Origin of the sequence: Paramesorhizobium salinisoli, from assembly GCF_003335045.1 — a bacterium.
Classification (GTDB): Bacteria; Pseudomonadota; Alphaproteobacteria; order Rhizobiales; family Rhizobiaceae; genus Paramesorhizobium; species Paramesorhizobium salinisoli.
On sequence record NZ_QOZG01000008.1, the window covers coordinates 17,248 to 40,974 of the forward strand.

Genomic DNA, 23,727 nt, shown 5'->3' on the forward strand with positions numbered 1-23,727 from the left:
ATGCGCCTTTCGGTCTTCGCCTCAGCCAGCGTCGCCGCCTTCGTCGGCTTCGGCGGCACATTGGCGCTCATTATCGCGGCCGCACAGGCGCTGGGGGCGACGCAGGCCGAGACCGCCAGCTGGGTCACGGCGCTCTGCCTGGCGCTCGCGGTGTCCTCGGCCTTCCTCAGCTGGCGCTACCGGATGCCTGTCATCACCGCCTGGTCGACGCCGGGACTGGCGCTGATCGGCGCGAGCGCCGGGTTCACCATGCCGGAGGCCGTCGGGGCCTTCATCGTCACCGCGGTTGCCATCATCCTGACCGGCCTCATCAAGCCGATCTCGGCGCTGGTCTCGCGCATTCCGGCTTCCGTCGCGTCGGGCATGCTGGCCGGCATCCTCATGAGCTTCGTCATCGGCGCGGCGAAGACGCTGCCTGTCGATCCGGTGCTGGTCCTGCCGCTGGTGGCACTGTTCTTCATCATCCGGCTGTTCAATCCGGCGATGGCCGTGCTGACCGTGCTCTTCGCCGGGATCGTCTTTGCGCTCGCCATGAACCGGGTGACGGAACTTCCTGCCCCGGAACTCTCGACGCTCACCTGGATCAGTCCCGTATTCCACGCAAGCGCGATGATCGGCCTGGCATTGCCGCTCTATCTCGTGACGATGGCGTCGCAGAACCTGCCGGGTTTTGCCGTGCTGCGTGCGTCGGGCTACGAGCCGCCGACAGGCGCCTGCCTGCAGGTGACGGGTCTACTGTCGCTTCTGATCGCGCCCTTCGGCGCACATACAACGAATATGGCGGCGATATCGGCAGCGCTCTGCGCCGGTCCTGACGCACATCCCGATGCGGCGCGGCGCTGGATGACGGGTCCCGCCTACGGACTGTGCTATCTGGTCTTCGCCATTTTCGGCGCATCGCTCGTTGCGTTGTTCGCCGTGCTACCCGTCGTGCTGATCGTGCTCATCGCCGGATTGGCTCTCATCGCGCCTTTTATCAATGCCATGGTGCTGGCGCTGAAAGTCGAGGACGAGCGGCTTGCGGCGATCGTCACCTTCGCCGTCACCGCCTCCGGCATCACGATCGGCGGCATCGGCTCCGCCTTTTGGGCGCTGGTCGCCGGCCTCGCCGTCGCGGCGCTCGAACATGGCAAAAAAACCGCAGGAACTTCAAAGCAGAAGCAATCCACCTGATATTGCAGCCTGAAATCGTATAATTCCTCCTTGAAAAGCCATAATTCATTCACCAATTCGATATTCAAGCGGCCAATAGGGGCCGGCTCTCGATTGCAAACGGGGTTGATATGAACACTTCCGCATTGATCCGCCCGGCCTGGACGCCGGCTACTATCGCATTGATGATCCTCGGCTTCGCCGTCTACTGGCCACTGGGGCTCGCCATGCTTGCCTACATCATCTGGGGCGACCGCCTCGAAGGCTTCAAACGCGACGTGAATGACGCAACCGATGGCCTATTCAAAGGCTTCCGCCGCAGTTGCGGCCATGCCGGCACAGCCTTTTCAGGCGCATCCTCCTCGACGGGCAATGCCGCCTTCGACGAATGGCGCGGCAAGGAACTCGACCGGCTCGCTGAAGAGCGCCGCAAGCTCGACGAGGCGCGTGCCGAATTCGAGTCCTATGCGAACGAACTGCGCCGCGCCAAGGACAAGGAGGAGTTCGACCGCTTCATGGCCGAACGTCGTGCCTCCGGCAAGAAGACTCCTGCCCGCAGGTCCGACTCCGACGTCACCGATGTCGAATAAGAGACGCTTCATTTGACTTAAATTCGGGAGACGGCGCGGAATAATCCGCGCCGTCTCTGTTTTCACCGCATGATCTTATCATGCTCCTCCGACTACAATTTCACGCGAATCATTTATTGTCCCTTTCCATGGTCCTGTCCCTGTTCCGTGCCGCGCCGAAAAAGGCCCCTCAGGCCACGAGCGACCGCGCCTATGAGGTCGCCGGGCGCACTCTGCCCCTGCGGGTCGTGGAAAATCCCCGCGCGACGCGCCTGACGCTGCGCATCGAAGCCGGCGGCAAGGGGCTGCGCGTCACCATCCCGCCGGGCTTGCCCGCGCGTGAAGTCGACCGCTTTCTCTCCCGCCACGAAGGCTGGATCGAGGCCCGCATTGCCAAGCTGCCGGACCGTCCAGCCGTGCGTCCCGGCATCAAGATCCCGATACGCGGCGTGCCGCATCTGGTCGTGCACGCACCGGGACGCGGCACGGCGCAGATGATAACGGGCGACGATGGCGCTCCCGCCCTGGTCATCTATGGCGACAGGCTGCATCTGTCGCGCCGCATCGCCGATTTTCTCAAACGCGAGGCCAGGACCGAAATGGAAGCGCTCGTCGCCCGCCACACGGCGACGGTGGGCAGGCGGGCCAAGACGATCCGCTACAAGGATACGAAAAGCCGCTGGGGATCCTGCACCTCCGACGGCGTGCTCTCCTTCTCCTGGCGCATCGCCATGGCCCCTGGCCCCGTCATCAATTATCTCGTCGCACATGAGGTGGCGCATCTCATCGAGATGAACCATGGCCCGAAATTCTGGAAGCTGTGCCGGGAACTCTGCCCCGACACGGACCGGTGCAAGGCCTGGCTGAAGCGCAATGGCAGCGCCCTGCAGGCCATCGATTTCTCATGAACGACAGCATTCGCGATGCAGCTCATACGCTGTGGAACTACCATCTGGTCCATGACGAATTGCGCGCCGTTGACGCGATCATCGGCCTCGGCAGCTATGATCTGCGCGTGGCGAAGCGCGCCGCGGCGCTGTTTCAGGCCAGCCTTGCGCCGCTTCTGGTCTTTACCGGCAAATCCGGCAACTGGACCGAAGGGCTCTATGAAAAAAGCGAGGCGGAAGCCTTCGCCGATGTGGCGATGTCGCAAGGCGTGCCGCGCGCGGCGATCAGGATAGAACCGGAAGCGACCAATATCGGCGAGAATATCCGTTTCACGCGTGATCTCCTGGGGGACAGCGCCAAAAGCGTCATCATCGTCACCAAACCGCAGACGCAGCGCCGGGCGCTCGCCACTGTCGCCAAGCAATGGCCCGAGGTCGAGGCGCTGATCACCGCATCGTTGACCAGCTTCGAGCAGCAGCCGACCGCCACCTATCCGCTGGAAAAACTGATCCACGAAATGGTCGGCGACCTGAAACGCATTCTCGACTATCCCGCGAAGGGCTTCCAGATTCCGCAGGCCGTGCCCCCAGAGGTCGTCGCGGCCTATGATTTTCTCGTCGAACATGGTTTTGACGAACATCTGCGCTAGGTTTTGCCCGCGAAAAGCTCGACTCCTCGGGCAAATTATGCGACGTGGCAGGCCATGGCTCTCGATATCAAAATCTGCGGCTTGAAAACGCCCGATGCAATCGCTGCCGCGCTGACAGGCGGCGCGTCGCATGTCGGCTTTATTTTCTTCGGCAAGAGCCCACGCAATGTCGATCCGGAGACCGCAGGCCGGCTGCGCACTGCAGCGCAGGGCCGGGCAAAGGCGGTGGCCGTTACCGTCGATGCCGATGATGCGGCGCTCGACAGGATTATCGCTGCCATGCGCCCTGACATGCTGCAACTGCATGGGCGCGAGACGCCGGAGCGCACGGCCGAACTCAAGGCGCGCTATGGCCTCCCCGTCATCAAGGCTTTTTCCGTTCACGATGCGACGGATCTTGCCGCGATCATGCCTTATCGGGGCGTTGCCGACCGGCTACTCTTCGACGCCAAGCCGCCCAAGGGCTCGGATCTGCCCGGCGGCAATGGCGTTTCGTTTGATTGGCGTGCGCTAGCGGCGCTTGACGGCGATGTCGATTACATGCTTTCGGGTGGGCTGAATGCGGGCAATATCGCCGAAGCGCTCAAGGCAACCAACGCGCCCGGGATCGATATCTCGTCGGGCGTAGAAGTCGCGCCGGGCGAGAAAGATGTGCGCCTGATAGCGGAATTCTTCCAGGCGGTGCGCGCGGCAACGAACACGATGTCGGGCGCGGCCTGAAACGGGCTGAAATCGGCCTTGATACGATGGAGCGAGTGTTGAACAAGCCGGCTGAACCAAATTCATTCAAGACGGGTCCTGACGAAGAGGGCATGTTCGGTATATTCGGCGGCCGCTTCGTGGCCGAAACCTTGATGCCGCTGATCCTGGAATTGCAGGAGGCCTATGATTCCGCAAAGAACGATCCGGAGTTCAAGGCGGAATTGCAGGATCTCTCGACACACTATGCCGGACGGCCGTCGAAGCTCTACTATGCCGAAGGTCTCACAAAGCATCTTGGTGGCGCGAAGATCTATTTCAAGCGCGAAGACCTGAACCATACCGGCAGCCACAAGATTAACAATTGCCTTGGCCAGATCCTGCTCGCCAAGCGCATGGGGAAGACGCGCATCATCGCCGAGACCGGCGCGGGCCAGCATGGTGTGGCGACCGCCACGGTCGCGGCGCGCTTCGGCCTGCCCTGCGTCGTCTATATGGGCGCGACCGATGTGGAGCGGCAAAAGCCGAACGTATTCCGCATGAAGCTGCTCGGCGCGGAGGTAAAGCCTGTCAGCGCCGGAAACGGCACGCTGAAGGACGCCATGAACGAGGCCCTGCGTGACTGGGTCACCAATGTCGAGGATACCTACTATCTCATCGGCACGGCGGCGGGCCCGCACCCCTATCCCGAACTCGTCCGCGATTTCCAGTCGGTCATCGGCATCGAAGCGCGCCAGCAAATCCTCGATCGGGAAGGCCGCCTGCCGGATGCCCTCGTCGCGGCTGTCGGAGGCGGCTCCAACGCCATCGGTCTTTTCCATCCGTTCCTCGACGACAAGGACGTGAAGATCTACGGCATCGAGGCCGGCGGACATGGTCTCGATGGCAACGAGCATTGCGCCTCGATGAACGCCGGACGCCCTGGTGTGCTGCACGGCAACCGGACTTATCTCCTGCAGGATGAGGACGGCCAGATCCTCGACGGCCATTCGATCTCGGCCGGGCTCGATTATCCCGGCGTCGGCCCGGAACATTCCTGGCTGCGCGATACCGGCCGTGTTTCCTATGTGCCGATCCTCGACAATGAGGCGCTCGACGCTTTCCAGCTTACCACGCGCGTCGAAGGCATCATCCCGGCGCTCGAATCCGCCCACGCCATCGCCTATGCGGTCAAGCTTGCGCCCACCATGGCGAAGGACCAGATCATGATCGTCAATCTGTCCGGACGCGGCGACAAGGACGTGCATACTGTCGGGCAGATGCTCGGCATGGAGATTTGATCGCGACCATGAGCCAGCCGGCCATCGATATATCCGACACATCCGCTTATCAGCCGCGCGCCGCATGGTTCGACGGCCTTGTGGACTGCGGCCCGGCAAGCATCAAGCTCAGCCTTATCGAGTCCGACCCGGCTAAGCCGATCGCACCGGCCACGATCGAGAAGGCACGCGCGCTGATTGAAGCGACAGGTGAGAAGCTGGCGCAAACCAAGCATCGCGGTGCAGGTTTTGCCATTCTTCATCAGGGACAGGAAGGGCTTTGGCTGCTTCTTCACTGGTGGATCGAGGGTGACATCGCCACGCAAATGCTGTGGCGGTCGAAGCTCAGCGGCGAGCCCCACTTCATTCCCGCCGAACCCCTGCTCATGGCCTGTGTCTGGGAACTGGGAATTATCGATTTTGAACGACGCGCATGGATGGAAACGGCAATGTCCGGGAAACCCATCTCCGACTATCTGACGCGCACCATGCCACGGGGCACAGTATGACCACACGTATCGACAGGAAATTCGCCGCATTGAAGCAGGAGGGGCGTCCGGCGCTCGTCACCTATTTCATGGCCGGTGACCCGGACTACGAAACATCGCTGAGGATCATGAAGGCGCTGCCTGAAGCGGGCGCCGACATCATCGAACTCGGCGTGCCGTTCTCCGACCCCATGGCCGATGGCCCGGCCATCCAGGCGGCGGGGCTGCGCGCGCTTAAAAGCGGACAGACGCTGGTCAAGACGCTGGCCATGGCGGCCGAATTTCGCCAAGGCGACGATACCACGCCGATCGTGATGATGGGCTATTACAATCCGATCTATATCCACGGCGTCGAACGCTTCCTGGAAGAAGCGGTACAGGCCGGCATCGACGGCCTCATCATCGTCGATCTGCCGCCGGAGATGGACGAGGAGCTCTGCATTCCCGCCTTGAGGGCCGGGATGAACTTCATCCGGCTGGCGACGCCGACCACCGATGAAAAGCGCCTGCCCAAGGTGCTCGAGAACACGTCCGGATTTGTCTATTACGTCTCCATGACCGGCATAACCGGATCGGCGCTGCCCGACACGTCGAAGGTGGCCGGCGCGGTCAACCGCATCAAGGCGCATACCGGGCTTCCCGTCTGCGTCGGTTTCGGGGTCAAGACCGCGGAGCAGGCGAAGATCATCGGCGCATCGGCTGACGGCGTCGTTGTCGGCACGGCCATCGTCAACGCGGTCGCCAATACGATCCGGCCCGACGGTTCGCTCGTCGCGGATCCGGCGGAAGCAGTCGCCACCATGGTGCGCGGCCTTTCCACCGGGATTCGCGCCGCGCGCCTTGCTCCTGCCGAATAAGCGCTTAAATTCAAATAAGAGCGGTTCCCGCTCTTAGTCTTTAGTTTACGCAAGTCCGGAGGGAAAACCGGTTTCCACTTTTCCTGGACTTGCTTTTGAACAAACGGAAACGGGATCATGAACTGGATCACAAATTACGTCCGGCCCAAGATCAATTCGATGCTGGGTCGCCGCGAAATGCCGGAAAATCTCTGGATCAAGGATCCGGAGACCGGCGAAATGGTGTTCCACAAGGATCTCGAGAGCAACCAGTGGGTGATCCCCGCTTCCGGCCATCACATGCGGATTCCGGCCAGGGACCGGCTGCGCTTCTTCTTCGACGAAGGCAAATATGAAGTGCTGGAAGGCGTCAAAGTTGCCGCCGATCCCCTGAAATTCCGCGACGAAAAGCGCTATGTTGATCGCCTGAAGGACTATCGCGCGCGCACTGGCCTCGATGACGCCATCATCAATGCGCTGGGCACCATTGAGGGCCTGCCCATCGTCGCAACCATCCATGAATTCGGTTTCATGGGCGGCTCGCTCGGCATGGCGGCTGGCGAGGCGATCATCAAGGGATTCGAGACGGCGATCGCACAGAAGCGTCCGATGGTGCTGTTTTCGGCCTCCGGCGGCGCCCGGATGCAGGAAGGCATCCTGTCGCTGATGCAGCTTCCCCGCACCACGGTGGCGGTGGAAATGCTCAAAGAGGCGGGCCTGCCCTATATCGTGGTGCTCACCAATCCGACCACCGGCGGCGTTTCGGCGTCCTATGCCATGCTGGGCGACGTGCATATCGCCGAGCCTGGCGCGCTGATCGGCTTTGCCGGCGCGCGCGTCATCGAGCAGACCATCCGTGAAAAGCTGCCCGAGCGCTTCCAGACCGCCGAATATCTGATGGAACACGGCATGGTCGACATGGTCGTCTCGCGGCTCGAGATGAAAACGACTATCGCGCGCATTCTCAAGATGATGATGAAGCAGCCTGCGACCGAAATTGCAAAGCCGGTGGAAGAGGCCGATACCGTCCCAAACAGCGCGTCCGACCCGGCGGCTGGCAACGTCGCTGCCTAGAGACCTTTCATGGAAAGGCTCTGATGTCATGGCATTGAAAACCGCCGAGCAGGAAATCGAGCGGCTTCTCGGTTTGCATCCCAAGGGATTCGACCTGTCGCTCGACCGCATCACGCGGCTCCTTGACGCGCTGGGCAATCCGCATCTGAAGCTGCCGCCGGTCATCCATATCGCGGGGACCAACGGCAAGGGATCAGCGAGCGCCTTCGCCCGCGCTTTGCTCGAATGCGCCGGGCTCACTGTCCATGTCCATACCTCGCCGCATCTCGTCAACTGGCACGAGCGCTACCGGCTCGGCGAACCCGGCGGCGGCAGGCTGGTGCGCGACGACGTGCTGGCCGAAGCGGTTTCGCGCGTGGCGGAGGCCAATGCCGGCCGGCCGATCACCGTCTTCGAAATCCTCACCGCCGTCACCTTCGTCCTCTTTTCCGAGCATCCCGCCGATGCGGTCGTGCTGGAAGTGGGGCTTGGCGGCCGGTATGACGCCACTAATGTCATTCCCGAACCGGCGGTCTCGCTGATCATGCCGGTTTCGCTCGACCATCAATCCTATCTGGGAGACCGGGTCGAGCTGATTGCGGCGGAGAAGGCCGGCATTATCAAGCGCGGCTGTCCTGTGGTCATCGGCTTTCAGGATAGTGACGACGCGCGTATGGTCATGATGGAAACCGCCGAACGGCTTGGCTGTCCACTTTCCATCTATGGGCAGGACTATTTCGCCTATGAGGAACATGGCCGCATGGTCTATCAGGACGAGACCGGCCTGATCGATCTGCCGCTGCCGCGCCTCGTCGGACGCCACCAGCTTGCCAATGCCGCCGCGGCGATCGAAGCGGTGCGCATCGCGGGGTTCGACATTCCCGATCGCGCCGTCGAAAAGGCGATGACCGTGGTGGACTGGCCGGCGCGGATGCAGCGCCTGACCCATGGGCGGCTTGTCGACGTGGCGGTGCCGGATGCCGAAATCTGGCTCGATGGCGGGCATAATCCGGGGGCGGGCGCCGTTATCGCGGAAGCCTTCGCCGAGTTGGAAGAACGCTCGTCGCGGCCTTTGTTCCTGATCACCGGGATGATCAACACCAAGGATCCCGTGGGCTATTTCAAGGCTTTCGCCGGCATGGCGCGGCATGTCTTCACAGTGCCGATACAATCAAGCGACGCGGGTATTGCGCATGAGGCGCTCGCCGTGGCGGCGGAAGAGGCGGGGCTTTCCGCCGAGCCTGTCCATTCCGTGGAGAATGCGTTGAAGCTTCTGCGCGACACGTGGGACCCCAACGATATCCCACCGCGCATCCTCATCGGCGGTTCGCTCTATCTGGCGGGTGACGTTCTTGCAGATAATGAAACGCCGCCAAGCTGAAATATGGGAAAAACGGCAGCCGTTTTCGCCCATTTTTGGGGAAGAATGCTACAAAAATCCTCGAGGAAAACGTAAAAAAGCCCGGCCGAAACCGGGCTTTATCATTTCAAGCGTACCGCCGGTTACGCAGCCGAGGTCTTGATCCAGTCGGACAGGCGGCTCTTCGGCGCGGCGCCGACCATGTTGGCGGCAAGCTCGCCGTCCTTGAACAGGAGAAGCGTCGGGATCGAGCGCACGCCGAACTGGGCGGCGAGTTCCGGGTTTTCGTCGATATTGACCTTGGCGATGGTGACCCGACCAGCCATTTCCGTCGCGATTTCCTCAAGTGCCGGCGCGATCATCTTGCATGGGCCGCACCATTCCGCCCAAAAATCCACTACGACAGGGCCCTCTGCCTGAAGCACGTCAGACTGAAAATTGCTGTTGTCGATCTTTACGGTTGCCATCTGGCTTTCCTTTGCGATGAAACTGTTGCGCATCATGTGGTGAGTTTCACCGCGCGCGTCAAGCTTCTGTTTCTCACGAGTGCGCGAGGCTTTCAAGGTCGGCTGGAGCGGTCGCTCTAGCTCTTTGTTTTTTACGCGCGGTGCGGACGGGAAACCGCCTCGCACATTTCCTGGACTTGCTTAAGGGCCTTGTCCATAGCCTCGGCGGGAATCGCGATGATGTGCGGCCCCTCGGTGAAGAGCAGCGCCGCCTCTACGGAAAGGCCGGGATAAAGCGGCCGGAGCAGCGCGCGATAGAGGGCGAGCTGCGCGATATAGGCGTCGGGAACCTGGGTCAAATCGCGCGGCGGGGGGCGATTCGTCTTGTAATCGACAATGGTGACCCGGCCGTTTTCGACCGAAAGACGGTCGATTTTGCCGGAAACCGCATGCTCCTTGCCGCGCAGCGTCAACGTGCCCATGATCTCGACCTCCGCGCGCGATCCCTCGGCGAAAACAGGCGAAAACGCGGGATTGTCCAGCACGGCGAAGACCGAAGCCAGCGCCTTCTGCCGCTCGGCGTCCGGCCAGTCGGCGGCGGCATGGGCCAGATAGCGCTCCGCAACAGCCGGTCTTTCATGAACCGGCAGATCGGGCAGGCGCTGCAACAGGCTGTGGATGACGGTGCCGCGCCGGATCGCAAAGCCGGACGCCGCCTCATCCGGCGCCAGCACCGGCGAGCCGGGTCCGACTAGCATTTCGTCGTTGGTCTCGATCAGCACGGATGCGCCCGATGGCGAGAGCGGGCGTGGAAGGCCTGGCTCGCGCGGCATGGCGTTGCGGTAGCTTTCGGGCAATGGATCGGGGCGCGGAGCCACGGCTTCCTCCCTTTCGCCGATCACAATCTCGCCCGGCTCGGTCTTGCGGTAGCGCTTCGCCACCACGCCTTCGATGGGGTGATCGACCGTCTGGCACTTTTCCGCCAGGGCATCGGCAACGAGACGATGCCAGGTTTCGCCGCCGTCGCGCACACCGCGATAGCCTGAGATGATCAGCCGGTCCTCGGCCCGCGTCATGCCGACATAGAGCAGACGGCGGTATTCCTCCTCGGAACGGCGCTTGAGCCCGGCGATAAGGGCAGCGGTGAAGGCTGTTTCATAACCGGCATTGGGCTGCCAGACGAACCCCCTGCCCTCCCAGCCCTCCGGCTCCTTCATGTCGAAGGGAATGAGCTTGGGCGCGCGGTTGGCCGTCCAAGCAGCACTCCCGGGATCGATGAGGAAAACCACCGCCGCTTCCAGCCCCTTGGCCGCATGAACCGTCATGATGCGGACTTCGTCGCGGTTCTGGTCGAGCTCGCGCTTGATCTCGGGCGTCGCCGCATCCAGCGTTTCGAGAAAGGCCTGAAGGCCCGGCAGGCCGGTCCGCTCGGTGGCCAGCGCATAATTCTGGAATTCATCAATGACATCGCCTGCTTCCGGCCCGAGCCGGGCGAGAAGCTTGCGCCGTGCACCGTCCGCGCCGAGAATGCGGGCATAGAACTCAAAGACCGGCATCGTATCGGCCTGGTTGCGCCAGCGCCGCAATGTCTCGTGAATGAGGCCAAGCGCCGGATCTCCCTCCGCCTCGCGCCCCATGCGCTCGAACAGCGTCTGGTAGGTAGCGCGCGGATGGGCGAGCGCGAACAGCCTTTCGTCATCCCAGCCGAAAAGCGGGCTTTTCAGAAGGGATGCCAAGGACAGATCGTCGGCCGGCTGCAGCACGAAGCGGCCAAGCGCCATCAGATCCTTGACGGCGATATGGTCGGTGAGCTTCAACCGGTCGGCGCCCGCGACCGGCACGCCGAGGTTCTTCAGCGCCCGCGACAGGGCCGGCATGAACTGGTCGCGCTTTCTCACCAGCACCATGATGTCGCGCGCCTCGAGCTTGCGCTGCTGGCCGGGAATGATCTCGCCCTTGTCGAGCCAGTGTCGAATAGTGGCGGCGATCTGCTCGGCAAGCTTGACGGCGGGGGCGGCCAGATGATCGACGGGTATGCGCCAGTCCTCCGGTTCCTCGACCGCCTGCGGCGTCAGCATGTCCCATATCTCGACCTCACCCGGCGCATCGCGGCGGATGGCGTCATGCTGCGTCGGACCCGGCTCGAGCCCAAGGCCGCGATAGGCTTCCGGCCGCTCGAAGACGAGATCGACGGCTGAAAGCACATCAGGGCTCGAGCGGAAGGAGAAATTGAGGTTGACGCCTTCGAATGTCAGTTCCGCCGCCTTCGCCTTTTTCTCCACCGCCTTGCCAGAGGCCGCGAAATCTTCCGGAACAGCACCCTGGAAGGAATAGATCGACTGCTTCTCGTCCCCCACCGCGAAGATCGTGCGCCTTACACCACGCTGGCCAGCGCCGGCAAAGAACTCCGCCGACAGCATGCGGATGACCTGCCATTGATCGGGGCTCGTATCCTGCGCCTCGTCGACCAGAACATGATCGATGCCGCGATCGAGCTTGTATTGAACCCAATGGCCCGCTCCTTCACGCGCGAGAAGCGAGACGGTGCGGGTGATGAGATCGTCGAAATCGAGTAATCCACGGCTGCGCTTCATCGCCTGATAGCGCCTCAGGAGATCGTCGATCAGCACGAAGGCGGAAAGATTGAGCCGGATGAGACGCAACTGCTTCAGCCGGTCGAGCGCTTCATGGACGCGCGCCGCCACACGGTCGAAATTTTCCTCGAAATCCGGCAAAACAGCCATGACGGGCTTGGAGCAGATGTAGTTTCCGGCCTTCGGCTCGCCCGTCGATTTCAGGAAGGCAAGGCGCAGGATGGCTTCCCGGTCGATCGTGGTCGACGCCTTCTTCATCTCACGCAATTGCAGGGCGAAATCCTGCGCCCGCGTGGCGCCCTTCTGGATCGCCAGGATCCGGTCGAGCACAGCATCGGGAAATTCCGTCAGTGGCCAGACCTGCTCCAGAATGTCCTCCTCCCGCTCATCACCGGAAAAGCCGAAGGAGGCGTAGAACAGGGGCTTGCGGGTTTCATTGCCGCCGACTTCGCGGATGAAATGCTGAAGGGCGTGGCGGGATTTGATTGCTTCGTCGAGCAGCGCCTGCAAGCCCATCTCGCCGCCGGCGCTCAGCACATCGGCGAAGGCCTGCGCTAGTCCCGGATGCGCCTCCGTGCGGGCATTTTCCAGAAGCTGGCGCCTCGCCTCGCCGACCAGCGCCACCTGCATCAGATCGTCCATCAGCTCGAAATGGCCGGCGATATTCGCCTCCAGCGGAAACTGGTGCAGGATCGCCTCGCAGAAGGCGTGGATGGTCTGGATCTTCAGGCCGCCCGGCGTTTCCAGCGCGCGGGCAAAGAGCCGCCGCGCAACGGCAAGGCGCGATGCACCCGGACGCTTGCCATCGAGTTGGGCAAGCTTTTCGGCAAGCGCCTCGTCGGGTAGGATCGCCCATTCGGAGAGGCGCTTGAAGACGCGGTTCTGCATCACCGCCGCCGCCGCCTTGGTATAGGTGAGACAGAGAATCTTCGACGGGTCGGTGCCTTCGAGAAGCAGGCGAATGACGCGTTCGGTCAGAACATGGGTCTTGCCCGAGCCGGCATTGGCCGAAACCCAGACGGAATCGTGCGGATTGGCGGCGCGCGCCTGGGCGGCGAGCGTTTCCTGCGGAATCGGCGGAAGCTTCTTCATTCGCCGCCCTCGCCATTTCCATTGCCGCCACCGGCCGACCATTCGAGCACCCGGGCGAGATGATCGTAATCGCCTGTCAGGTCGGTCTCGCGGAAGGGCAGCGCGCGGGAGAGATAGCCTTTTCCAGGCTTTGCATATTCCGCAAGCAGCTCGCCCAGCCGCCGCCATGCCTCCTCGCCAAGCTCGGGCGCGGTTTTCTCGCTCCTGGCTTTGCCACCGAGCGTCAGGACCGATTCCGGCTCGACCGCGCCATTGCCGCGCAGGCGCACATAGAGCAGGTCCGATGCCGGTATCGCGCCCGTCTCGCGGAAGGCGCCACGCGCGAGAAGCGCTGCCTCCAGCGCAAGCTGCGGCGAAAGCAGGACATGCGCCTGACGCCGCGAGGGGGTGGAGCCGGTCTTGTAGTCGATGATCTCGGCCGAGCCGCCGCGCATCAAATCGATCCGGTCGGCGCGACCCGAGAGCGTGACGCCCTGGCCGTCCACCTCCAGCGCGTGCGCGGCGATCTCCGCGTGGCGCTCGACGACATGATGCGCGCGCTCCCGCTCCCAGCGCAGAAACTCGGGAACCAGCGCCGCAAAGCGCGGCCACCACACCGCCTCGATCTCGGAGGGCAGGGCGGCGGCTGCAAAGAAGCGCCTCGCCAGGTCGAACAAGGCGGCTTCGGCCCCCTGCCCCATGGGATCGTTACGACTTTCAGTGAAAGCGCCTAGGATATCGTGGAACAGCGTGCCGCGCTCTGCTGCCGCCGGATCGCGGATCAGCGGTTCGAGCGGGCGGAGCCGCAAAATCTTCTTGGCGAAGATGGCATAAGGATCGCGACGCAGGGTCTCGATTTCCGTTACCGAGAAATGCTTGGGCCGAGCCGCAAGGGGCGGCGCCGGCTCCGGCCGCCAGACAAAAGGCACATCGGGCGCGGCATCGAGCTCGCGCGCCCAGTGGAGATAGCGCGCGCCCCTGCACCGCAGCGCGTTGGTCTCGTCGGCGCCTAGCACCGTTTCCAGCCGCTGCAGCCAGCGCGACGGCACGGTCGGCGCATTGGCGGAGCGCTGGGCGCGCGACAACACCACACGATCCATGCCGAGCGCCATCTGGAAATCATGCGCGGCAAGGCCGGTGCGCCGCTCGGGCGGCTCCAGCGCGATCGCCGCCTTCATCGGACGCGACATGAAGGGATCGTTGCGGGTCTTGCCCGGCCATGTGCCCTCGTTGAGCCCGCCGATGACCATGGTATCCACCGTCTGGAGACGGGCTTCGAGCGCACCCCAGATGAACAGGCGCGGATGGCCGCCCGGCCGTGGCTTGACCGTCTCGCCCGAGATCAGCGCATCGGCGATCGCTGGCCATTCCCGGATATCGAAATCGAGGCCCGATTCCGCCGCCACCAGATTGCGCAGGAAGGAGGCGAGTTTCTCGCCCGCCTCGCCCTCATAAAGCGTTGCGACGCTTCCCCTCTCGTCTCGCGCCAGATTTTCCAGCGCTTCGACGCTGGCGCGGATGATTGTCGCCATATCGACCTGTCCGGTCCCGGCCATGCGGGCGAGCGCGGCGACGGACTCGGACAGCGCCACGCAGAGGGCGCGCGCTTCGGCGATCATTGTCCGATCGACGGTCTCTTGCCAGGAAGGGCGATAGGAGCGCGCGGCGCTTTCCGCGAGCCGCCGGTCGAAGAATTCAGGCAGATCGGTGATCGAAGCCCTGCCCGTGCCACCGCGGAAGGCGACGAGTTCCAGCGTTTCCGCAGCCCGGCGGATTTGCGCCCGCTCCCCTCCGACGCTGACCAGCGGGTGCTTTGCCAGCGCCAGCAGCGCCACGGGATCGCCGGGATTGAACACCGTCTCCAGAGCCAGGCGGAACAGCGTCGCGGCCTGCGTATCGCGTAGCGCCCGTCCGCCGGAATCGTCCGCCTCGATATCGAAACGGGCGAGTTCGGCCGAGACGCGGCGGGCGAGATCGCGGTCCGCGGTGACCAGCGCCGCCGTGCGGTCCGGATGCTCGATGGCATGGCGCAGCGCCAGCGCGACTGCCAGCGCCTCCTCGCGCTCGTTTGCCGCTTCGATGAGCGCGACACTCCACATGGCGGCGGTGCGTTCCGCCGGATCGAGCATCAGGCTGCCCCAGGCGTGGGTCGTCTCGGCTGGGCGCAACGCCTCGCTGACGATGCGCTCTCGCATCCGTTTTTCCTGAGGCGTGGCGCCGAGATGCGCGACGTCATCGCGGAAAGATCCGACATGGGCGATCAGCTTGCGCAGGCCGAATTGCGGGTGGCCGAAGGTTGAGGGATTGGCCTTAACCTCCTTCAGTATGTCCCAGGAGTCCGCATCGAGATCGCGATCTAGGCCCGGCAGCACCACTGCCCCGTTGGGGAGGCTCGCGATGACGGAAATGAGCTCCGCCGTCGCCGGGATGGAGCCGGTGGAGCCGGCCGCGATGACGGGACCTGCAGGCGGATGGCGGCGCAACCGCTCCGCTTCCAGCGCGATCAGCCGGTTACGATGGGCGGAAGGGTTGGAGCGCTGCCGTTCCGTCAAAATATCTGGCCAGAGGCGGGTGACGATATCGAGGAAGCCGAGCGTCACGCGCCACCAATCGGCGAGTTCGTCAGGGGTGATCGCGGCCAGTTCCGTCCAGCTTGCACCTTCCGTCTCCACCTGATCCATCAGATCGGCCAGATCGCGGGCAAGCCAGATGGCATCGGCCGTGGTGGCGGGAACCGCTACATCCTCATTGCCGAATAGCGCGCGGACATGCGCCGGCAGGCTTTCCCGCCATGGCCGCACCAGTCGCGCGAGAAGCAGGAGCCGCTCCGCGCCGCCGATTGCCGGAGCAAGGTCGAGAAAACCCCTGGGATCAGCATCGAAGATCGCCGCGTCCTCATCGACATCGCCCAACGGGCGGATCGTCGGCATGATTGCCGATTTAGCCGGATTCATTTCGACCAGGAGCGAGCGCAAGGTGCGGGCGGCGCGGCGCGTCGGCACGTAGATGGTTGCGGTTGACAGCGTCAATGGGTCGGCGGTCTTTCCGGGGAAACCGGGGATCAGCGTACCCTCGAGAAGCGCGCGAACCAGCGTGGGCAGAAACGGCGTTCCCGGCGCGATGGAAAACAGGCGGGGCGGCCGCTTTGCCATCATGCCTTCATACCTTTGCCGCGAGCACGGCCTCCGCTTCACCGATGGCGTCTGGTGTGCCGACAGTCAGCCACAGGCCCTCCATCTGCATGCCAAAAAGACTGTTTTCGGCGATGGCGCGGTCGAAATAGCGGTTGAGGGATTGCGGACCGTCCGACGCGCCTGCGAAAACCCTGGGGTGCACGATCGCCGCGCCGGCATAGATGAACGGAGAACCCGCGCTTTCGCTGAAACGCCTCAGGCGCCCTTCCCTGTCCATGGTGAAATCGCCACGTCCGGTATGGCCCGTGGCCTGCCCCGGCGCTGCCACCATGAGGAGGATATCCATGCGGGTTTCATCGAAGTTCGCGGCGAGAAGGCGCAGGTTGGAGGTAGCGCCGTCGACCCAGAACGTATCGGCATTGATGATGAAGAATGGTTCCGAGCCCAGATGCGGCAATGCCCTGACGATGCCGCCGGCCGAATCGAGCAATTCTTCGCGCTCGTCGGAGATGACGATTTGCGGCTTTGCGCGGGTCATCAGATAGGCTTCCATCTTGCCGGCGAGATAATGCACGTTGACTACCGCCAGCGGCACGCCCGCGGACGCCAATGCGTCGAGCCCCCAGTCGATCAGCGGCTTGCCGGCCACGGGGACGAGCGGCTTGGGGATGGTGTCGGTGATCGGCCGCATGCGCTTGCCCAACCCTGCCGCCAAGACCATCGCCGTCTGCGGAATGGATGTGCCAGCAATCATGTTCATCCCATCAATTGTACGTTTTCGCTGCGCCCTGATTCGGTGTCGCGCAGCAGATCGTTTTCCTCATACCACATCCGCACGGGAGCGAGCACGGGGTGGGCAAGCGAACGCTGGAGATAGGCGCGGATGCGTGGCAGGTGTTTGAGATAATAAGGCTTGCCGTCGCGCTCATCCAGGCGAACGAAGATGCCGAGGATCTTGGAGTTGCGCTGCGCCGACATGATCGCATAGGCCGCGCGGAAATTTTCCGCGTCGAAGGTCCCGCCAAGCTTCAGCCGCTCGTCGCAATAGGCCTGGAAAAGGCTGTTTTCCAGCTCTGGCTCGATCGTTACCCGCGCATCCTGTGCAAGCGATGCCAGATCATAGGCGGCGGGGCCGATCATCGCATCCTGGAAGTCGATCAGGCCTATACGGTCGAAACCCTCAGCCGCACCGCGCCAGATGATGTTGGGCGAATGGAAATCCCTTAAGGTCAGGCTTTTTTCAGCACCGTCGAGATGCGCGAACACCGCGTCCCACGCCGCCTCGAAGGAAGCTTTCCTGTCGTCGTCCAGCGTCCTTCCGGTCATACGCGGCGCATACCATGCGCTCAGGAGCTCGACCTCGATCATCATCGCATCGCGGTCGAAATCGGGGATGGTGTGGACGGTCCCATCGGCAACCGGCGTCTGCCGAGGCCATTGCGTGCGGTGGATATGGGCAAGGAGCCGGGCACAGACCTCATAGCGGTCGGGGATAGCCTTGCCCCCGGCGTCGAGTACCCCGTCGTTTCCCATATGCTCGATCAGGAGAAGGCCATTATCGAGGTCTTCCGCGAGAATGTCCGGCGCATGGAAGCCTTTTGCCCGCAAGAGCCGGTCCATGCCGACGAAGGCGAAGATGTTCTCGGCGAGATGCGCGATCTGGCGATAGGGCCTGCCGTTCTTGACCGGCGGGTCATAGGGCATCGGCGGAGCGTTCATCAACATTTCGAGGCCATGCGATCCCATGACCGTTTCGTAGCCGCGTGGGCTGGCATCGCCCAAGAGATAGCGGCGCCCGGCCCTCTTTCGCCCGCTGCGATCGAGGAAGCGCCGGATGGCGAGCGACCGCGCCAGCCGCTGCTGCGGCTCTCCATGCGACTCGATGACGACCTTGCGTCCCTCGCCTTCATGGAGAAGCTTCACCGCGAATGCCGGCGCCGGGAGATAGCCTTGCGCCTGCTCGGGCCATTCGACCAGCACGACACCCTCATCCAAGGCTTCATCGAGGCCGAGCTCGTCCAGTTCCGAACCCGATGACAGGCGATAGAGGTCGGCATGGGCGACGGGCAGCCGCAGATCCGGATAGGATTGAACGAGCGTAAAGGTCGGACTTGGTACGTCGAGAGCGGTATCATTAGCCAGCTTACGAATGATCGCACGTGCTAAAGTGGACTTTCCAGCCCCCAAATCGCCGGATAATGTGACCAGATCGCCCTTGGACAATGCCAGTGCGAAATCTTCGCCAAAGCCGGCAGTCTCCGATTCGTTAGCCAGCGTAATTTCAAGAACCTTCATGCGGCTGCTGACATTCTATTCCGCTGCTGCTCGGAAAGCCCGGGCTTCGACGGGAAAGCGACAGATGACGGTCGTGCCCCTGTTTTCCGCCGTATCGATCTCGACAGAGCCGCCATGCAGCTCGACGAAACTCTTGACGATGGAAAGGCCGAGACCCGCGCCACGGCGGCGGCCGCCATTGTTGCGCGGCTCAAAACGCTTGAACACGGTATCGAGCACGTCTTTCGGCATTCCCGGCCCGTCATCGTGAACGGAGAAGACAATCTCGGCATCTTCACGCCTGCCGGTCAGCAGGATCGTCGAGCCCTCCGGCGCATAATTCGCCGCATTGCTCAACAAGTTGAACAGCACCTGGCGAACGCGGTTGGCATCCCCCCGGAACGAGCCAATGTTGTGGGCCAAATCGACCTTGAGAGAAATATCATGCTCACGCAGGCGGTCACCGACGCGATCAGCGGCAGCGGCGACGGTGTCGGCAACCGGCACATCGTCGATGTCCAGCTCCATGATGCCGGCATCGACGGTGGCGAGATCGAGAATATCGTTGACGATTGTCAGGAGCACCGACGAGGACGTGCCGATATGATCAAGATATTCGCGCTGACGTTCATTCAGCTCACCAAAGGATGGGGTCTGCAGCAACTCGGTGAAGCCGATGATGTTCGTCAAGGGCGAGCGAAGCTCGTAGGAGACGTGCTGGACGAAATCATTCTTGATCTGATCCGCAAGCTCGAGCGCCTCGTTCTTGTCCTTCAGCGCGCGCTCGACACGCACCGTGTCGGTCACGTCCACGAAGGTCATCATGGTCTGGCCCTTGGGCAGCGGCACCAGCGCAAATGACAGGATGGTTCCCGCCGCCAGCTCGATCTGGCCGGCCTCGCCTTCCCGCGTGTCGGCAACGCCCGTCACCGTGGCGACGAAATTTTCCCACAGCACGGGGTCCGAACCGCTTTCACAGAAGGTGCGGATGGACGAGATATGCGTTCCCTCGACCGTCAGATTGGCGGGGAGCGACCAAAGCTTGGCGAAGGCCGAATTGGAAAGCCGGATGCGACCATCCGAGCCGAAGACCGCAACGCCCTCGGCGAGATGATCGAGCGTTTCACCCTGTACCCTGATCAGCGTGTTATAACGGCTTTCGAGGTCGAACTTTTCGGTGAGGTTCTCGAATACCCAGGTGACGCCGCCCTTGGGATGCGGATTGGCGACGATGCGCAGTGTGCGCCCGTCGGGAAGATGCCACCAATGCTCCTGTGGATCGACGGCGCGATAGGCCGAAAGCATTGAATCCTTCCAGCGGCGCCATTCCGGCTGCTCCGGCAGCTTGCCTTCGCTGCGCAGCCTGTCGAGCAGCATTGCGTTACTCGGCTGCGCCTCCAGGAATGCCGTATCGAGCGCCCAAAGCTTGGTGAAGGCCTGGTTGAAGAATTGCAGCTTCATATCGGGATCGAAAATGGCGACGGCAGTGTTCAACTGGTCAAGGGTCTCCGCGTGGCTGCGTACGGTACGCTGCAGTTCCTCGCGCACCTGCTCGATTTCGCTGACATCAGCGGCAACGCCGGCGGAGCCCGCCGCACCAGCCACATCGGTCACCTCGAACATATGCCTGTCGCCACCGATAACCGTGGAAAGACGGTCGTGGAACCGAGCCAGCGTCGCGCGTTCGCGCTCGATGCGCTGGCGGGCCTGGGTGCCGAAAAGCTCGTGTCCCTGGGCGACGACCTCGGCGCTATCCGCCGCGTCGACTGCCTTGGCATATGCCTTGTTGACCCAATTGAGACGGCCTTGGGCATCGCGCGTCCACACGGTCAGGTCGAGCGTGTCGAGAAGCCCGCGCAAGGTGGCGAGCGCTTCGGAGAGATGACGGTTCTCCGTCTGCAGAAAGGCCCGCTCCGCCTGCACGCCCTCAAGACTGATAAAGCGGGTGATCGCGTAGCTTCCCGACGTGCGACCCTGCACGTCAAGCGGCGTTCCATTCACCGTCTCGATGACAAGATCGAAAGATTGCGCCCGCTCGCGCAAAGCGGTGACCGCGCGCTCCAGCGCCGCCACGGAATCGGGCCGGAGCCAGCGGCCGAAGGCGAGAAATCCGGCGCGATCCTGCGGCGCGCTGCTTTCCACCGGCAGGCTACCCACCACTTCAGGTTTTCTATCGCTGCCGTCCCAAACGACGATCCGCTGGTCCTTCAGGTTAAGAAGCGCCTCGCTGCGCTGGGCGGCATAGCTTAGATCGGCAAACTTGGCCCGCAGCGTCGCATTTTCCTCGGCGATCTTGCCGCGGTCGCGGATAAGCCAGCCAGCCGAGAGCAAGGCGGCGCCCATGGCGCCTAGAAACATGGCAAATTGGATGACTTCGAAGGCGCCGAGCGACGGGCCGAAGGGGGTCGAGATCTTGCCGAAGGGTTCAGTGATCTGCGCCCATGCGGCAGTCGCCGGCAACAAAGCCGAGCCGGCCACGCCCGCACGGAGCGCTTGCACACGCCATCGCTTCGCGCGCGTAAAAGCCAGATAAGGACCGCGTATCCTCGCATACGCGGTAATATGTTTCCAAACGCCCCGTGACGGGCAATCGTCTGGCATGTCCTGTCCTCTCCGCCGCCTTGTTCCAGCCAAGACCGCTCTGACCTACGCTAACGCATCGACCTGAAAACCCGTTCCGGGTTTTCCCAAAGCCGATGCGCAGATTCAATGAGCCGCAGCACCTTTTATCCACCCCAGGGACGCTTGGCGCTCCAGGATCATCCCCATCCGCAGACACGATTCAGTGCCGCCGACGCCTCGAATCACTTCAAAATACTCTTATGGCGAATCGCCGTGAAGGAGGCATGGGGCAAAAATAAATGCCGGGCAGTTTGTCAACCGCCCGGCATCCATATGTGGTAGATATTTAAAACGTGGTTAATATCTGTAGTGTTCGGACTTGAACGGCCCCTGTGGAGCGACACCAATATAAGCTGCCTGCTCGTCCGAAAGCACCGTCAGCTTGGCGCCGAGCTTGGCGAGATGCAGGCGCGCGACCTTTTCGTCGAGGTGCTTTGGCAGGACATAAACCTCGTTGGCATAGTTTTCGCGACGGGTATAAAGCTCGATCTGCGCCAGCACCTGATTGGTGAAGGAGGCCGACATGACGAAGCTCGGGTGGCCGGTAGCATTGCCGAGATTGAGCAGACGGCCCTCGGAAAGCAGGATCAGGCGCTTGCCGTCAGGGAATTCGATCAGGTCGACCTGCGGCTTGACGTTGGTCCACTTCAGATTGCGCAGGGCGGCCACCTGAATCTCATTGTCAAAATGGCCGATATTGCCGACGATGGCCATATCCTTCATCTTGCGCATATGGTCGAGCGTGATGACGTCCTTGTTGCCCGTCGTGGTGATGATGATGTCAGCGGTCGGCGCGGCATCGTCAAGCGTGACCACTTCGAAACCGTCCATGGCGGCCTGCAGCGCGCAGATCGGATCGACTTCCGTGACCTTGACGCGCGCCCCGGCGCCCAGCAGCGACTGGGCAGAGCCCTTGCCGACATCGCCATAGCCGCAGACGACGGCCACCTTGCCGGCCATCATCACGTCGGTGCCGCGGCGGATGCCGTCGACCAGCGATTCCTTGCAGCCATATTTATTGTCGAATTTCGACTTGGTGACGCTGTCGTTGACGTTGATCGCCGGGAAGGGCAGGAGGCCCTTCTTCTGCAATTGGTAGAGACGGTTGACGCCGGTGGTGGTCTCTTCCGTCACACCCTTGATCGCGTCACGCTGCTTCGTGAAGAAGCCCGGCGTTGCGGCCATGCGCTTCCTGATCTGCGCGAAGAGGATTTCCTCTTCCTCATTGCCCGGATTGGAGAGCACGTCCTCTCCCGCCTCGGCGCGCGCGCCGATCAGGATGTACATGGTGGCGTCGCCGCCATCATCGAGGATCATGTTGGAGGGCTGGCCGTCCGGCCATTGGAAGATCTGATCGGTGTAGGTCCAATATTCCTCCAGCGTCTCGCCCTTGATGGCGAAAACCGGCGTTCCGGCGGCCGCGATCGCCGCAGCGGCGTGATCCTGCGTGGAGAAGATATTGCAGGAGGCCCAACGCACCTCGGCGCCCAGCGCCTGCAGCGTTTCAATCAGGACAGCCGTCTGGATCGTCATATGCAGCGAGCCGGAGATGCGCGCGCCCTTGAGAGGCTTCGACGTACCGAACTCCTCGCGCGAAGCCATCAGGCCCGGCATTTCGGTTTCGGCGATCTCGATTTCCTTACGGCCCCAGTCGGCGAGGCTCATGTCTTTGACGACAAAATCGTGCTTGGTGGTCATCTCGTGCTCCAATCAGAACAATTCAACAGACAGTAATCAGTACGCGCAGGCAAACAGCGCTCGTGCGCCACTCATGCGTGATGGTTGCTGTTGCCTAGCAGATCGGGGGGAAACGCACAATGGGACATAAAGAAATCTTTATGCGTGCATATGGATGCCGAGATGAGATCCGGTTGCTCAGGCCTCTTCGCCGAACTTGTTCTCTATCAATTCCTGCAGGGCATCCAGAACCTCTTTCGCCTGGACCCCCGACGCACTGACCTCAATGCAGCAGCCAGGCGAGGCGGCGAGCATCATCAGGCCCATGATGGACGTGCCGCCTACCGTGACGCCATCCTTTTTAACCCGGACATGCGCATCGAAACCATCGACGAGCTGAACCAATTTCGCCGAGGCGCGCGCATGCAGGCCTCGTTTGTTCAGTATCTCGAACGAACGCCTGAGCGCCGTGGCCTCATCATAGGTTCCGGTGGCAAGATTGCACATGTACATTTGCCTGCTATTTCCCCGTCAGGACCTGGCTTGCGACATTGATGTATTTGCGGCCGGCGTCCTGCGCCTCGCGCAGCGCCACCTGCATCTCGCCGGCGATGCGGACGCTGGAAAGCTTGATCAGCATGGGGAGATTGACCCCGGCAATGACTTCGATCTTTCCTGGTTTCATCACGGAAATCGCCAGATTGGAAGGAGTCCCGCCGAACATGTCGGTCAGGATGATGACACCCCGGCCCTGATCAGCGCGCTCCGTCGCATCGACGATATCGCGGCGACGCTGTTCCATGTCGTCTTCCGCACCGATGCAAACCGTCTCGAAATGTTCCTGGGGACCGACAACATGCTCGACTGCATGATGAAACTCTACGGCCAGCCTTCCGTGCGTCACAAGCACGAGTCCGATCATTCTCAAACTGCTCCCGTCATGCGCTCGCATCGAC

The 23,727-nt window shown here is 62.5% G+C and carries 19 protein-coding genes; 10 read left to right on the forward strand and 9 right to left on the reverse strand.

Features of this window, described 5'->3' with window-relative positions; translation table 11 throughout:
* The 10 genes from DUT91_RS17995 (at position 1) to DUT91_RS18040 (ending at position 8,974) form a co-directional block, all read left to right on the forward strand.
* Entirely contained in the window at positions 1 to 1,173 is a 1,173-nt protein-coding gene (locus tag DUT91_RS17995) for a benzoate/H(+) symporter BenE family transporter (protein WP_114441896.1), read from the forward strand.
* 110 nt (positions 1,174 to 1,283) lie between these two features.
* A complete protein-coding gene (locus DUT91_RS18000; protein ID WP_114441897.1) occupies positions 1,284 to 1,742 on the forward strand; it encodes a DUF2852 domain-containing protein in 459 nt (152 codons plus the stop codon).
* 128 nt (positions 1,743 to 1,870) lie between these two features.
* Positions 1,871 to 2,629: a M48 family metallopeptidase gene (locus DUT91_RS18005; protein WP_114441898.1), complete on the forward strand. Its 759-nt coding sequence runs from the start codon at positions 1,871 to 1,873 to the stop codon at positions 2,627 to 2,629.
* Positions 2,626 to 3,258: a YdcF family protein gene (locus tag DUT91_RS18010; RefSeq protein WP_114441899.1), complete on the forward strand. Its 633-nt coding sequence runs from the start codon at positions 2,626 to 2,628 to the stop codon at positions 3,256 to 3,258. The genes DUT91_RS18005 and DUT91_RS18010 overlap by 4 nt, the downstream gene beginning before the upstream one ends.
* Positions 3,259 to 3,312: 54 nt before the next feature.
* Positions 3,313 to 3,978 carry a phosphoribosylanthranilate isomerase gene (locus tag DUT91_RS18015; protein WP_114441900.1) on the forward strand — a complete coding sequence of 222 codons (666 nt, stop codon included), beginning with the start codon at positions 3,313 to 3,315 and terminating at the stop codon, positions 3,976 to 3,978.
* 38 nt (positions 3,979 to 4,016) lie between these two features.
* Positions 4,017 to 5,237 (forward strand): tryptophan synthase subunit beta, encoded by a 1,221-nt coding sequence (trpB, locus tag DUT91_RS18020; protein WP_114442086.1) that lies wholly within the window; start codon positions 4,017 to 4,019, stop codon positions 5,235 to 5,237.
* 8 nt (positions 5,238 to 5,245) lie between these two features.
* Entirely contained in the window at positions 5,246 to 5,725 is a 480-nt protein-coding gene (locus DUT91_RS18025) for a hypothetical protein (protein WP_114442087.1), read from the forward strand.
* On the forward strand, positions 5,722 to 6,561 hold the full coding sequence (gene trpA, locus DUT91_RS18030) for a tryptophan synthase subunit alpha (RefSeq protein ID WP_114441901.1): 840 nt from the start codon (positions 5,722 to 5,724) through the stop codon (positions 6,559 to 6,561). The genes DUT91_RS18025 and trpA overlap by 4 nt, the downstream gene beginning before the upstream one ends.
* 117 nt (positions 6,562 to 6,678) lie before the next feature.
* Complete coding sequence (gene accD, locus DUT91_RS18035; protein WP_114441902.1) at positions 6,679 to 7,614, forward strand: acetyl-CoA carboxylase, carboxyltransferase subunit beta; 936 nt, start codon at positions 6,679 to 6,681, stop codon at positions 7,612 to 7,614.
* A 28-nt stretch (positions 7,615 to 7,642) separates the two neighbouring features.
* Positions 7,643 to 8,974: a bifunctional folylpolyglutamate synthase/dihydrofolate synthase gene (locus DUT91_RS18040; RefSeq protein WP_114441903.1), complete on the forward strand. Its 1,332-nt coding sequence runs from the start codon at positions 7,643 to 7,645 to the stop codon at positions 8,972 to 8,974.
* 122 nt (positions 8,975 to 9,096) lie between these two features.
* Here the strand turns inward: DUT91_RS18040 and trxA are convergent, their stop codons facing one another.
* From trxA to DUT91_RS18085, 9 genes are all read right to left on the reverse strand, one after another.
* The gene (gene trxA, locus DUT91_RS18045) at positions 9,097 to 9,420 is read right to left on the reverse strand and encodes a thioredoxin (RefSeq protein WP_114442088.1); all 324 of its coding nucleotides are present in this window, start codon (positions 9,418 to 9,420) and stop codon (positions 9,097 to 9,099) included.
* A gap of 131 nt (positions 9,421 to 9,551) precedes the next feature.
* Positions 9,552 to 13,085, reverse strand: a complete 3,534-nt coding sequence (gene addA / locus DUT91_RS18050; protein WP_114441904.1) for a double-strand break repair helicase AddA — start codon at positions 13,083 to 13,085, stop codon at positions 9,552 to 9,554.
* The gene (gene addB, locus DUT91_RS18055; RefSeq protein WP_114441905.1) at positions 13,082 to 16,219 is read right to left on the reverse strand and encodes a double-strand break repair protein AddB; all 3,138 of its coding nucleotides are present in this window, start codon (positions 16,217 to 16,219) and stop codon (positions 13,082 to 13,084) included. The genes addA and addB overlap by 4 nt, the downstream gene beginning before the upstream one ends.
* 4 nt (positions 16,220 to 16,223) lie before the next feature.
* A complete protein-coding gene (locus tag DUT91_RS18060) occupies positions 16,224 to 16,952 on the reverse strand; it encodes a nucleotidyltransferase family protein (protein WP_114442089.1) in 729 nt (242 codons plus the stop codon).
* A 2-nt stretch (positions 16,953 to 16,954) separates the two neighbouring features.
* Positions 16,955 to 18,493, reverse strand: coding sequence for a tRNA (adenosine(37)-N6)-threonylcarbamoyltransferase complex ATPase subunit type 1 TsaE (gene tsaE / locus DUT91_RS18065; RefSeq protein WP_114441906.1), 1,539 nt, complete (start codon positions 18,491 to 18,493; stop codon positions 16,955 to 16,957).
* Positions 18,494 to 18,508: 15 nt separating this feature from the next.
* Positions 18,509 to 21,073 (reverse strand): PAS domain-containing sensor histidine kinase, encoded by a 2,565-nt coding sequence (locus DUT91_RS18070; RefSeq protein WP_114441907.1) that lies wholly within the window; start codon positions 21,071 to 21,073, stop codon positions 18,509 to 18,511.
* A 318-nt stretch (positions 21,074 to 21,391) separates the two neighbouring features.
* Positions 21,392 to 22,792, reverse strand: coding sequence for an adenosylhomocysteinase (ahcY, locus tag DUT91_RS18075; RefSeq protein ID WP_114441908.1), 1,401 nt, complete (start codon positions 22,790 to 22,792; stop codon positions 21,392 to 21,394).
* Positions 22,793 to 22,969: 177 nt separating this feature from the next.
* Positions 22,970 to 23,278: an HPr family phosphocarrier protein gene (locus DUT91_RS18080; RefSeq protein WP_114441909.1), complete on the reverse strand. Its 309-nt coding sequence runs from the start codon at positions 23,276 to 23,278 to the stop codon at positions 22,970 to 22,972.
* Between the two features lie 13 nt (positions 23,279 to 23,291).
* Positions 23,292 to 23,693 carry a PTS sugar transporter subunit IIA gene (locus DUT91_RS18085; RefSeq protein WP_114441910.1) on the reverse strand — a complete coding sequence of 134 codons (402 nt, stop codon included), beginning with the start codon at positions 23,691 to 23,693 and terminating at the stop codon, positions 23,292 to 23,294.
* Positions 23,694 to 23,727 lie beyond the last annotated feature (34 nt).

What these genes read in the sequence shown, in the direction of transcription:
- DUT91_RS17995 (WP_114441896.1), top strand. Translation starts at nt 1, where the DNA reads ATGCGCCTTTCGGTCTTCGCCTCAGCCAGCGTCGCCGCCTTCGTCGGC.
- DUT91_RS18000 (WP_114441897.1), top strand. Translation starts at nt 1,284, where the DNA reads ATGAACACTTCCGCATTGATCCGCCCGGCCTGGACGCCGGCTACTATC.
- DUT91_RS18005 (WP_114441898.1), top strand. Translation starts at nt 1,871, where the DNA reads ATGGTCCTGTCCCTGTTCCGTGCCGCGCCGAAAAAGGCCCCTCAGGCC.
- DUT91_RS18010 (WP_114441899.1), top strand. Translation starts at nt 2,626, where the DNA reads ATGAACGACAGCATTCGCGATGCAGCTCATACGCTGTGGAACTACCAT.
- DUT91_RS18015 (WP_114441900.1), top strand. Translation starts at nt 3,313, where the DNA reads ATGGCTCTCGATATCAAAATCTGCGGCTTGAAAACGCCCGATGCAATC.
- DUT91_RS18025 (WP_114442087.1), top strand. Translation starts at nt 5,246, where the DNA reads ATGAGCCAGCCGGCCATCGATATATCCGACACATCCGCTTATCAGCCG.
- trpA (WP_114441901.1), top strand. Translation starts at nt 5,722, where the DNA reads ATGACCACACGTATCGACAGGAAATTCGCCGCATTGAAGCAGGAGGGG.
- accD (WP_114441902.1), top strand. Translation starts at nt 6,679, where the DNA reads ATGAACTGGATCACAAATTACGTCCGGCCCAAGATCAATTCGATGCTG.
- DUT91_RS18040 (WP_114441903.1), top strand. Translation starts at nt 7,643, where the DNA reads ATGGCATTGAAAACCGCCGAGCAGGAAATCGAGCGGCTTCTCGGTTTG.
- trxA (WP_114442088.1), bottom strand. Translation starts at nt 9,420, where the DNA reads ATGGCAACCGTAAAGATCGACAACAGCAATTTTCAGTCTGACGTGCTT.
- addA (WP_114441904.1), bottom strand. Translation starts at nt 13,085, where the DNA reads ATGAAGAAGCTTCCGCCGATTCCGCAGGAAACGCTCGCCGCCCAGGCG.
- addB (WP_114441905.1), bottom strand. Translation starts at nt 16,219, where the DNA reads ATGATGGCAAAGCGGCCGCCCCGCCTGTTTTCCATCGCGCCGGGAACG.
- DUT91_RS18060 (WP_114442089.1), bottom strand. Translation starts at nt 16,952, where the DNA reads ATGATTGCTGGCACATCCATTCCGCAGACGGCGATGGTCTTGGCGGCA.
- tsaE (WP_114441906.1), bottom strand. Translation starts at nt 18,493, where the DNA reads ATGAAGGTTCTTGAAATTACGCTGGCTAACGAATCGGAGACTGCCGGC.
- DUT91_RS18070 (WP_114441907.1), bottom strand. Translation starts at nt 21,073, where the DNA reads ATGCCAGACGATTGCCCGTCACGGGGCGTTTGGAAACATATTACCGCG.
- ahcY (WP_114441908.1), bottom strand. Translation starts at nt 22,792, where the DNA reads ATGACCACCAAGCACGATTTTGTCGTCAAAGACATGAGCCTCGCCGAC.
- DUT91_RS18080 (WP_114441909.1), bottom strand. Translation starts at nt 23,278, where the DNA reads ATGTGCAATCTTGCCACCGGAACCTATGATGAGGCCACGGCGCTCAGG.
- DUT91_RS18085 (WP_114441910.1), bottom strand. Translation starts at nt 23,693, where the DNA reads ATGATCGGACTCGTGCTTGTGACGCACGGAAGGCTGGCCGTAGAGTTT.